General features: G+C 62.4%; 7 protein-coding genes, 1 tRNA gene and 1 pseudogene. 3 read left to right on the top strand and 6 right to left on the bottom strand.

Annotated elements, in window-relative coordinates; translation table 11 throughout:
• Positions 1-1,211, bottom strand: a 1,211-nt coding sequence (locus tag NKJ06_RS23730; RefSeq protein ID WP_352810807.1) for an AsmA family protein, incomplete at its 3' end; no start/stop codon positions are given.
• Positions 1,212-1,428: 217 nt separating this feature from the next.
• On the opposite strand from NKJ06_RS23730, the gene NKJ06_RS23725 reads away from it, so the two are divergent.
• Positions 1,429-3,399 (top strand): acetoacetate--CoA ligase, encoded by a 1,971-nt coding sequence (locus NKJ06_RS23725; protein ID WP_352629620.1) that lies wholly within the window; start codon positions 1,429-1,431, stop codon positions 3,397-3,399.
• Positions 3,400-3,733: 334 nt separating this feature from the next.
• Here NKJ06_RS23725 and NKJ06_RS23720 read toward each other — a convergent pair whose 3' ends face one another.
• Positions 3,734-7,492, bottom strand: a complete 3,759-nt coding sequence (locus NKJ06_RS23720; protein ID WP_352810805.1) for a PAS domain S-box protein — start codon at positions 7,490-7,492, stop codon at positions 3,734-3,736.
• Between the two features lie 248 nt (positions 7,493-7,740).
• Here NKJ06_RS23720 and NKJ06_RS23715 point away from each other — a divergent pair, with 248 nt between their 5' ends.
• Positions 7,741-8,199: a phasin gene (locus tag NKJ06_RS23715; RefSeq protein WP_109670216.1), complete on the top strand. Its 459-nt coding sequence runs from the start codon at positions 7,741-7,743 to the stop codon at positions 8,197-8,199.
• A gap of 379 nt (positions 8,200-8,578) precedes the next feature.
• Positions 8,579-8,655 (top strand) — tRNA-His (locus NKJ06_RS23710).
• 87 nt (positions 8,656-8,742) lie between these two features.
• On the opposite strand, the gene NKJ06_RS23705 is transcribed toward NKJ06_RS23710, so the two are convergent.
• From NKJ06_RS23705 to NKJ06_RS23690, 4 genes and pseudogenes are all read right to left on the bottom strand, one after another.
• Complete coding sequence (locus NKJ06_RS23705; RefSeq protein WP_352629617.1) at positions 8,743-9,420, bottom strand: hypothetical protein; 678 nt, start codon at positions 9,418-9,420, stop codon at positions 8,743-8,745.
• A gap of 61 nt (positions 9,421-9,481) precedes the next feature.
• Positions 9,482-9,592 (bottom strand): annotated as a pseudogene (locus tag NKJ06_RS23700) (transposase); the annotation flags it as partial.
• Between the two features lie 129 nt (positions 9,593-9,721).
• A complete protein-coding gene (locus NKJ06_RS23695; RefSeq protein ID WP_352629616.1) occupies positions 9,722-10,537 on the bottom strand; it encodes an oxidoreductase in 816 nt (271 codons plus the stop codon).
• Positions 10,538-10,607: 70 nt separating this feature from the next.
• A complete protein-coding gene (locus tag NKJ06_RS23690; RefSeq protein WP_352629672.1) occupies positions 10,608-11,219 on the bottom strand; it encodes a TetR/AcrR family transcriptional regulator in 612 nt (203 codons plus the stop codon).
• Positions 11,220-11,283 lie beyond the last annotated feature (64 nt).

The raw sequence follows: 11,283 nt of genomic DNA, 5'->3' as shown, positions 1-11,283 counted from the left end.
TCCTTGACCTGGGCGGTGGCGGCGACGTCGGCGAGCTGGATAGGCCCGGCGGTGGCGTGTGCTGCGGACAACCTCAGATCGAGGTTGATCTTGTCGGCGAAACTACTGTCGACTTCGCTAGGCCCCACCGCGCCGGTGGGCGCCAGCGGCGTGAAGGCCGACAGGAACGCTCTGAGGTCGAGCGTGTCGAAGGCGAGTGTGCCGGAGATCACCGGCTGAGCTTCGCCAAGCGACAGGTCCAGCGCTCCCATTCCCGGATTGTTGTCCAGCGCAATGGCGGTGTTGTCGAATTTGACGCGCCCGGCCGTTGCCGTGACCTTGCTCGAAATGCTGACCGAGCCGATCGCAGCACCCGGCGCGATGCCGGCCTGCAACCATTCCAGCACGCGGCGTAGCGAGGGCGCCGAAAATTTCGCCTGACCGTCGAAATAGCTGTTTTCGGACATGCTGGCCGTGCCGTCGAAAGAGAAGGTGGCGGGGGGCGCCTTGAACGACAGGGAAAGCGGCGCCAAGCCGCCAGCAAAAAGCACCAGCGGCTTCTCCGATGCGGCGTCCACGGCCACACTTTCGCCGCGCCAGATCCCGGTCGCCGATAGCGTTGCATTGCTGTTCATCGCCGCCCAGGTCGCCTGTCCGCTCAGGCTGCTCAGAATCTCGACGTCCTTACCGTTGACCGAAGCCACCATGCGGCCGTCGCGAAACTCCACCGTGCCGAAAGTATCGGTCGGCAGCTTGTCGAGATTCGGCTTTGCGGGGTCGGCATTGACGACGCCCCGGGCCGTGTCGATGGAACGCGTGATGCGCCCACCGGTTGGGACGGCGGGCAGGAAAAGGCCGGTTGGCGTGCGCTGAACCCGGATCGTCGGCCGCACCAGCCGCGCCGTCGAAAACACCACGTCGCCGCGCAAGGCCGCCATGGCGGAAAGGTCGACCTCGACCCGTTCGGCCTCGACGACCGGCGGCGTCTCGGTGTCGGTCCATTGCGAAAGCGTCACATCGGTCAGGATCGCCCGGAATGTCGGCCAGACCTCGATGCGCGGCGAGCCTTCGATGGCGACCCGGAAGCCGCTCCACGCACTCATTTCCCAGGCGATGCGGTCGCGCACGATACGGGTGGAGGCGATCAGCGGCAGGGTGGCAACCACCAGCGCGATGACGATCACGGCAGCGCCGATCGCCCATATTCCGCGCCGGATCAAAGATGATGGCATATCGCCCCGTATGCTTCCATTCCGACAAAGATCGCTCGATGGGTGTAACCCAGTCGTCACCACGACTTCCAGTCGTCACTACGACTTAGGGCCGACGCATTTCAAGTCTTTATGGCCCGGCGATGGCATTTGCGCACATCTGGCCGCATCGGCCGAACAAAATCTTGCTCTGCTGCGCTGCGATATGCATAAGCGAGGCGACCGTGGAGGAACGATCATGGCTGCCGAAGTACCGCTCTGGACCCCGACGCAAGACCAGATTGATGCAGCACCCTTGACCGCCTTCACCAGGGTCGCCGAAGTGAAAGCCGGCGTGGCGTTTTCTTCGTATTCGCAGCTTCACGGCTGGTCGGTCGAGGACCGCGAAGGGTTCTGGAGCCTGGTCTGGGATTTCTGCGGCATCGTCGGCGACAAGGGCACTAATGGGGGCGAGCCTGCGCTGGTCGATGGCGACAGAATGCCCGGCGCATCGTTCTTCCCCGAGGCTACACTGAATTTTGCCGAGAACTTGCTGAAGAAGACCGGCGCCAGTGAGGCAATCGTGTTTCGCGGCGAGGATAAGGTCGAGCGCCGGCTGTCCTGGAACGAGTTGCATGCGCTGACTTCACGGCTGCAGCAGCTTTTTCTGTCGCTCAAGGTGAAGAAGGGCGACCGCATTGCCGCGATGATGCCCAACATGCCGGAAACCGTTGCCGCCATGCTGGCTGCCGCCTCGATCGGCGCGGTCTGGTCGTCCTGCTCTCCCGATTTCGGCGAGCAGGGCGTGCTCGACCGCTTCGGCCAGATCGAGCCCGTCGTCTTCATCGCGCCCGATGGCTATTGGTACAATGGCAAGGCGATCGAGGTTGCCGACAAGATCGCCGCGGTCGCGGCCAAGCTCTCGACCGTCCGCAAGATACTGGTCGTCGACTATCTCGGCACGTCGAGCGATGTCGCCGGTACCATCGACAAGGCGGTGGCGCTGGAGGAGGCGCTGTCGCCCTTTGCCGTCAAACCCGTCAGCTTCGAGCGGCTGCCGTTTTCGCATCCGCTCTACATCCTGTTTTCGTCTGGAACGACCGGCATTCCCAAATGCATCGTCCATTCGGCCGGCGGCACGCTGATCCAGCATGTCAAGGAACACCGGCTGCATGCAGGGCTGATCGAGGGCGACCGCTTCTTCTATTTCACCACCTGCGGCTGGATGATGTGGAACTGGCTGGTGTCGGGGCTCGCTTCGGGTGCCACGCTGCTGCTCTATGACGGCTCTCCCTTCTACCCCGACGGCAATGTGCTGTTCGACTTTGCCGATGCCGAGAAGATGACCTTCTTCGGCACCTCGGCCAAATTCATCGATTCCGTCCGCAAGGCCGGCCTGAAGCCGATCCGCAGTCATGATCTGTCAAGCGTGCGGGCGATTTCCTCCACTGGGTCGCCGCTGTCGCCGGAGGATTTCCGCTTCGTCTATGACGGCATCAAGAAGGACGTGCATCTGGCCTCGGTCTCCGGCGGCACCGACATCGTCTCCTGCTTCGTGCTCGGCGTGCCAACGCAGCCGGTCTGGACCGGCGAGATCCAGGGTCCCGGCCTCGGCCTTGCCGTTGATGTCTGGGATGATGACGGCAGGCCGGTCCGGCAGGAAAAGGGCGAACTGGTCTGCACCAAGGCGTTTCCGGCGATGCCGATCGGCTTCTGGAACGATCCCGAGGGCAAGAAGTACCGGGCGGCCTATTTCGAGCGCTTCGACAATGTCTGGTGTCACGGCGATTTCGCCGAATGGACCGCGCATGGCGGCCTGATCATCCATGGCCGCTCCGACGCCACGCTTAACCCGGGCGGCGTGAGGATCGGCACGGCGGAGATCTACAACCAGGTCGAGCAGATGCCGGAGATCCTGGAGGCGCTGTGCATCGGCCAGGACTTCGACAATGACGTGCGCGTCGTCCTGTTCGTGCGGCTGGCCGCCGGCGTGCAACTCGATGAGGAACTCGAAAAACGTATACGCGCCAAGATCCGCAGCGGCGCAAGCCCGCGCCACGTGCCGGCCAGGATCGTCGCCGTCACGGACATCCCGCGCACCAAGTCGGGCAAGATCACCGAGCTTGCGGTGCGCGACGTGGTGCATGGCCGCGCCATCAAGAACAAGGAGGCGCTGGCCAATCCAGAGGCGCTGGAGCTGTTCAAGGACCTGCCGCAGCTGGCTGAGTGATCGCTAATGCATGTCGTTCAAAGTGGCCTCGGTTTTGAGACAACGACATGCATGAAACACAGATTTTCCGGCATGGTTAACCGAATATGTCGGTAGAATTTACCTAGATTTCATGAGTGGTACACATTCGTAAATTTTCCGCCGCGCCGGTAAGGAGTTGTTAAGGCCCGGCGTCGATAGTCGTACATAACTTGAGGGAGAAATCCCGTTCCTCAGCCCCCGGAGGATCTGAATTCGCTCAAGCCCCCGTTGTGACAGCAATCCCATCTCTTAAGGCGTCCTTTGGGCGCCTTTTCTTTTGCCGATACCGGATCGACCTGGGGGAAAGGCTAGCCTATTCCGCGAGCACACGGGTCGATGGAAAAGCGACTTCGACCAGGGTGCCTTCGCCCGGTGTCGAGTTGATGATGAACCGGGCGCGGTTGGCTTCCACCATCGCCTTGGTCAATGGCAACCCAAGCCCTGTGCCGTCGCCGCGTCCGCGTTTCAGCGCGTTGATCTGCTTGAACGGCTTCAGCGCCTGCTCGATCTCGGCTTGGCTCATGCCGATGCCGGTGTCACGCACCCGCATCACGACGTCGCCTGACATCTCATAGGCGGTCGAGACGATCACCTGGCCGCCAGCCTGGGTATAACGGATGGCATTCGACAGGATGTTGAGGGCGATCTGGCGCACGCTGCGCAGGTCGGCCACCACTTCCGGCAGCCGCGAAGCGAAGCTGGAGCGGATGATGACGCGTTCGCGGTTGGCCTGCGGCTGCATCATCGCCACCGTCTCGGCCAGCGTGTCGTTGAGCGACACCGCCTCGTAGGCCATCTCCTGCTGGCCGGCTTCGATCTTCGAGATGTCGAGCAGGTCGTTGACGAGGTCGAGCACATGATTGCCCGAGCGGTTGATATCGCGCAGATAGTCGCGGTAGCGGTCATTGGCGACAGGTCCGAACTTCTCGTCGACCATCAGTTCGGAAAAGCCGATGATGGCATTGAGCGGGGTGCGGATCTCGTGGCTGATGCGGGCGAGGAAATCGGTCTTCTGCGAGGATGCGCGCTCGGCCACCGCACGCGCTTGCGTCAAATCCTCTTCGGCCCGCTTCCACTGCGTGATGTCGCGCACGACAGCACAGAAGCCGCTGTCGTTGGGCAGCCGGCCAATGGTCATGAACAGCGGGATGAAGCGCCCTTGCGCCTCGCGCCCGATCACCTCGCGGCCGTCATTCATGACGCTCGCCACGCCGGGTTCGGACAGTCCGTTGAGATAGTCGCGCGCCGCGGGCTGGCTTTCGATCGCAAACAGCGAGGCGAACGGCTTGCCGGTCACGTCGTCGCTGTCGAAGCCGAACAGCGCTTCGGCCGGACGGCTGATCGAGCGGATGGTGCCGTCACGGCCGATCAGCACGACGCCGTCGGTGGCGGTGTCGATGATGGTGCGCATCTCGGCGATGCGTGCCTTGAGTTCGGGAATGTCTGGCTGCGTCTGCTCGTCGCCAACCGCATGCAGGCCCGCTGGTGCATCATCCTCGTCGGAGCGGCGCACGACCAGCATCAACGCCTTGCCATCGCGCCAGGGAACAGAGCGCAAAATGGCCTCGATCGGGAATTCCTGCCCATCACGCGTCTTCAACCGCAGCGCGCGATCGGTGCCGTCGGAAGCGCCGTCGTCGGCGTAGGGGTCGGCAAACAGCGCGCCGAGGCCGCCGGCATCCGCCAGGTCGTCGAGCGCGTCATAGCCGGTCAGGTTGAGGAATTCCTCGTTCGCATAGTGCAACTGGTCGCCGGAATGGATGAGCAGCGGCACCGGCAACTTGCCGAGAAGCGAGGTATCGGGAGCCTTGTGCTCATCTCCGGCTGAAAACGCCGACGGCACGAACCCTTCGGCCTTGAGCGGCGGCACCTGCAGGCGCTGGCGCTCGATGCGTGTTTCCACGGCGTCGCCTACACTGGCTGTTTCCTCGGCGGACGCAACCGCCTGCCCGTCGGGCGCGGAGGCTTCCTCGTCGGGCTGCGCCCAATCCTCGCTATCCTCGGCATCGCGGAAGTCTGCCGACGTCATGCTGTCATCATCATGGCCGGCATAGTCGAGCAATGAGCCCGTCGCATTCGGCTCGGAGCGGTCTTCATGAACCGCTTCGTCCGGATGGCCGCCATCGAGCCGCGCCAGATCCCGCTCGTCTTCGGCATCGACATCAGAAGGCTGGACCGGTTCGTTCTCTGGCTCTGCCGCAGGGGTTTCGCCGGCATTCGTCGGGTCGCCGGCCGCCTCGGCCGGAGCTTCGGCCTCCGCTGTCGGCACGTCTGCAGTTTCCGTCAACGGTTCAGCAGATGTCTCGGTCGTCGCTTTCCCGGAGCTTTCGAGGCTGGGCTCCTTAGCCTCTGGCGGCTCCACCGGGGAACTGTCTTTCTTCAGCCGCTCACCGATCTCGCGGAACGCGCTGCGTTCCAGGCTCGACAGGCCCTTGTCGTTGGCCGGCTGGCGATGTTCGGCCAGCCGGATCACCTTGTCGGCAAAGCGCCGCTCCGGTTTCGGCACGATCGTCAGCGCCGGCACCTCGCCCTTGAATGGATCCGATGCCTGAGGGCCCTCGGCTTTCGGCTCTTCCGATGCTGGTTCGAGGGCTTTCGGTTCCGTTGCCGCCGGCGCCTCGCCGTTGGGCACCAGCGCCATGCCGATGGCCTCCGGATCGACGACCGCGTCACTGGCGCGAGCGACGCCGAAGCCGCGGAAGCCCTCGAAGGCGCGGCTGCGGCCATAGACAGGCAGCGCCGCCAGGTCGACAGGTATCTTCAGATCAGTGCCGACGACCGGCCACAGCACGGAGCGCCCGGACCAGGTATCGCGCCGTTCCAGGAGGCCTGCGATCTCGCCGGAGGGGTCGAGGCCGAAGGTGGCCGCGACATCCTTGAAGCGCCGGCCGATCACGTCGGCCGCGGGCTTGCCGACGATGTCGGCGAATGCGGGGGACAGCGCACTGAACTTGCCCTCGGCGGCGGTGCGCCAGACGAAGCGTACCGGCGCCGCTGCGCGGTCTATCGCTGGAACGGTCGCAGGCGCGGTCGTGGCCTGGACATCATTCCGTTCGGTGTCTTGTTGTTTCGTGCCCTGGGCGGGAACTTCCAGGGCCGCCGGTTCAGTCGGCGCTTCAGGTTCGGGCCGGCGCGGCTGTTGCCCTTCGTCCTCGCCTGCGTTGAAGTACCAATGGTCGTGCTGCGCCGGCGTGCGCGCAGCTGCCGGTCGATCGCTGTTGGCCGCTGTCGGCGTCTGCCCGGTCGCGTCGGCGATCTCATGCGGCTGCGATGCGGCGTCGGCCGTTCGCGAGGCTCCCGGTTCGTCGTTTGGTGCCGCCTTGGAACCCTGTTCCGGCTGGACGCCAGCGGCGTCGGCCGGCGCGGCCTCGGCAGTGGTTTGCGCCGGGTGTTCGGCAGGGGCCGTGTCGTCGAGCTGGTCCTCGTCGATCACCACCAGCAGATGCCGCTCCTCGGTCAGTCTTGCCAGCCCTGCCGGATAGGAGGCGGTGCCGCCGGGGACGAGGCGCTTGACGATGCGGTCGCTTTCGGCCGCGACGTCGGCGACGAGCGCGGCCAGCGTCTCCGGCAGGATGCCCAGCGCCGAAAATCCTTCCGAGGCTGCCTCGACAGTGCCCCCGGCGTCGACAAAGGCGATGAAATGGCCATCCTCGGTAAGGCCGCTGATGGCCCGCGCGGCGATTTCGCCGGCACTGCGCGAGCCGGTCTGCGCCTCCGGCACCGCCAGCATGATCCCGTTCTCGGCGTCCGGCATGTTCACCGCACTGGCCAGGAAGCCGACGGCGCGGCTGGTCATGCCGGTCGCCAGCCGCACCATGATGGCGCGGTCACTGCCGATCTCGGGAAATCCGCTGGTCGCCATGATCTGGCGCCTGGCGATCAAGGGCAGCTGCGCCGAGGCGCCGATGATGGCCTCGATGTCGGGGTAGCCGAACATCGCGGCTCCCGGCCCGTTGGCCCAGATCACCTGCTCCAGGTCCGCCGACAGGATCGCGATCGCGTCGCCGGCGGCAAAGCGCTGGCGGACCGCGTCGAGCACGGCGACGTCGAGGAAGGAATATTCGGACGGCATGCGCTTGGCGAACCCTCACGGAGCGGCGAATTTGCAGTTAACGCTTTGTTAATAAAAGCCGGAGGCGCGAAGGTCCACAAGCCAGAACGTGCAAAGGCTGGAATCTGGGCTCTTGGTTAATGGCCCAAAGAAATTTATGGTGCACTGCAACAAAGATATTGCAATGCACAAAATTTGCCTTTATATTGCCATCATACATGAACGAGACGGCTTTCTGTCAAAGCCGCTGCCGCTGAAAAGGATGGAAAATGTCCAGGACCAAGACCGCCGAGACGATCGAAAACGTTGAATTCCCGAGCTTCGACGCTTCCAAGGCCACCGACCAGATGCGCGCTTTCGCCGAAAAGGGCGTTGAGCAGTCGAAGGAAGCCTATGCCAAGCTGAAGACCGGCGCCGAGGAGACCCAGAAGGCTCTGGAGTCGACCTTCGAGACCGCCAAGACCGTTTCCAGCGACCTCTCGCTCAAGACCATTTCCGCTCTGCGTGCCAATGCCGAAGCCGGCTTCTCCCACCTCGAAGCGCTGATCGGCGCCAAGTCGCTGTCGGAAGTCGTCGAGCTGCAGACCGCGTTCCTGCGCAAGCGCGTCGAGACGACCGTCGAGCAGGCCAAGGACTTCCAGGCCGTCGCCTCCAAGGCAGCCGAGGACGTCTCCAAGCCGATCAAGACCGCCTTCGAGAAGGCGATGAAGGAAATCAAGGTTGCCTAACATTACGCATGATCTGAAGATGCAGCAAAAGGTCGCATTTTCTTAAAAAAGATCAGGTGTATGATGGTGGCCATCAAAGAATACCCGGCGGGTGGAACCTCCTCCCTCTGCCTCCCGGGGTGACCAGCCAGCACCTCCTCCCGCTGGCTCGTAACAGGAAAAGGCCGGCACCTCCTCCCGCCGGCCTTTTTCTTTGCTCGGCGCTGTTCTTGCCTTGTGCCCTCCTTTTGCCAGGCAAATGTCGCGCCGATGTGAGGAACTGATCTTTGCTTTCCAAAAGCCTTGAATTAGAATCCATAAGCCCGTAAGGACGCATCGCCGAAAGACAGAGCGGTCGAGTGGATGAGTTTTTCTGCTTCGATCCCGCTCAGGCAAATGTGCCGTTGTAGCTCAGATGGTTAGAGCGCCGGATTGTGGATCCGGAGGTCGCTGGTTCGATCCCAGCCAACGGTACCATCGGCTTCTCTCTTAAGCGATTGATTTTACATCACAAAATTCAAGCTGTCAGCTTCCAGGCTTGCTGTCGGAGCGTTCAGGCGTCAGCTAGAAGCGATAACGGACTCCAACAGTATTCGCGTTGGAACCCTCTCCCATATTTCCAAACGTGCCACCGGCGCCGGATCTGTGGTGGAGTTGATAGACAAGCTCCACGTTGGGAGCTTGTCTTAGCCTGAAGGAAAGCTCCGCGCCGATGAAACCAAGGAAAGAGGCGTCGCCGTCGTAATAGATTTCGCGTTCGCGTTCGATCCCGGTGGTGCCCGTAACGGCACTCAGACCGGCCGTCAGTGCGGGCGCAATCGCCAGATCGCCGATGACAAGGCCCTGGTGACGAACCCTAACCCCGGCCCAAACTTCTCCTGACGTGTCGTCGTCCTCGCCAAACCTTACGGCGGCCCCGGTCACACCGCCAAGAACGAAACCAGCGCCAATATCGGCAAAGTCGCGGCCGTAAGCAGCTCCGATAATGTAGTTGTTCGTATAGTCGGCGCCGAAGACGTTGATGGTATCCCCGAAGGACCCGGCCGCAAAAACGCCGCCAAAAAAATAGACGTCGTTCTTCGTCGGTTGACCGGCAGCGAAAGGATCTTCGGTTGCAAGATAGATGAAGGGAGAACTGTTGTCAGCGAGGGCGGAAGTGATGGAACCGGTCAGGATCAGTGCAGCCAAAGCCGCTCGCACCCCGCGCATGCACAAGCTCCGAATCAATCGCCAGTCGATCATCTTTCTTCCGGTATTTCACGGGAAGAAGCAAGTTCCCGCTCCAGGAGTTGGAAAAGGCTCTATCCCGTTGCTTGAGATAGCGGGTCGCCTCAAGCCAGTTCTCGCGGATATTCACTGCCAACGCCCGAACCAGCCGCAGGCAGCTCCGCGGGTTGGGGAAGATGCGAACGACCAGGATGCCGGGATCGACACGCCAATCTTAGGCTTCGGTCACTCCGCAGTCACCGCCCGGTTGCGAGTCACGATTTCGTCGTGGCTCAGCTTACCGCCGGCCGCCATGAATTCCCTGATAAGGCCGGCGTCAGGCCGGCAGCCCGAGCTGCTTTCGCAGGCTCTTGTCGAATGCGGACGCGGGGACGAAACGGCGCAGGAAACTGACCTGGCGCGCCATTTTTCCCGCCGCATAGCGTTTCTTCGGAGTGGGATCGATCGCAGCGGCCAAAACGGTCTCGGCTACCACTTCGGGCGCATCACCTTTTTCCATCGATTTCCGAACGGATATAGTCATGCCAGCGCGCGCGGAGTCATAGATATCAAGCAATTGATCGGGGGCGGCGAGATTGTCCTCGAATGACGTACGGGTATAGGCGGGCTCCACCAACGACACGCGAATGCCGAACGGGCGCAATTCGTGATCGAGCGATTCGGAATAACCCTCGATGGCATGTTTGGTCGACGAGTAAAGCGCGAAATAGGGGGCGGGGATAATCCCCTGTACCGAACTCAAATTAACGATTCTGCCCATCCCTTGGCGTCGCATTGTCGGCAACACCGCATTGGTCACGCGCAAAACGCCGAAGACGTTCACGTCAAACAGCGCCTGAGCCTGGGCGATTGAGGACTCCTCCGCGCCGCCAAACAGACCCATTCCGGCATTGTTGACAAGCAGGTCGATGCGCCCGGCCTCGGCCAGTACCTTCTCGACCATCTTCACGACGGACTCATCATCGGTCACGTCACAAGCCAGCATGGTAATGCCACCAGAGCTTTCGGCGGCTTCGCGACGACTGGTACCGAATACGCGATAGCCCGCCCTTAGCAAGGCATCGGCGGTAGCGCGGCCGATGCCGGAAGATGCCCCTGTCACAAGGGCGACGCCAGGATTGGTCTTGTTCATGGAAATTATGTCTTTCTTTGTGTTGGACCGGAGTTGGAGAAGCATGGAAGGTCGGAGCGAAGAGCGTCAGTTATGAGCGCCGCTGGCGCTCGCGTCGGGCCTCCGGGACGGCGACTGTTTCGCGAACCTGATCGGCCGCCGCATCCAGAAATGCCTGAGCGAGGTCGGGGTCGTTGACGACCCGCGAGAGCAGTACCGCGCCGACCATTGTCGAGAGAACAGCCATTGCCTTGTCGCCGGCCTTCTCACTGTCGCCCTCGCCAACCCAACTGCCGAGCATCTCAAGGTACTCCTTGATCCCGGCCTCGAATGACGCCCTCACCTCGGGGCCCTGCCTGGCGGCATCCGAGCCGAGCGCAACGACCGGGCAGCCGTCCATCTTTTCCCCGCGATGATCCATACTGAGGTAGAATGAGATCACCCCGTCGAGCGGGTTCCCAGGATTTGCCGCGGTCGCGGCCGACCACCTGTGGGTGGCGCTTTCCATCGCCCGCCTGGATGCCTGCGCCGCCAGATCGTCCTTCGACTCGAATTGCTTGTAAAAGGCGCCTTGGGTCAGCCCGGCCCCCTTCATCAGATCCTTGAGGCCGATGCCGTCAAAGCCGCGCTCGCGAAAAAGGCGACTTGCCACATCGATCACGGTTTGCCGGTTTTGCTCTGCCTGACTGCGACTTACGCGCATCATCAGTCTCCTTTTTTAGATTGCATTCGTAATCAATAGCAGATATAGAGTTCGAACGCAATCT

The sequence above is a fragment of the Mesorhizobium sp. M0293 genome (assembly GCF_040321735.1).
In the GTDB taxonomy this organism is placed as follows: domain Bacteria; phylum Pseudomonadota; class Alphaproteobacteria; order Rhizobiales; family Rhizobiaceae; genus Mesorhizobium.
Note: the sequence above shows the minus strand (reverse complement) of the source record. Positions and strands in the feature narration are given on the sequence as shown.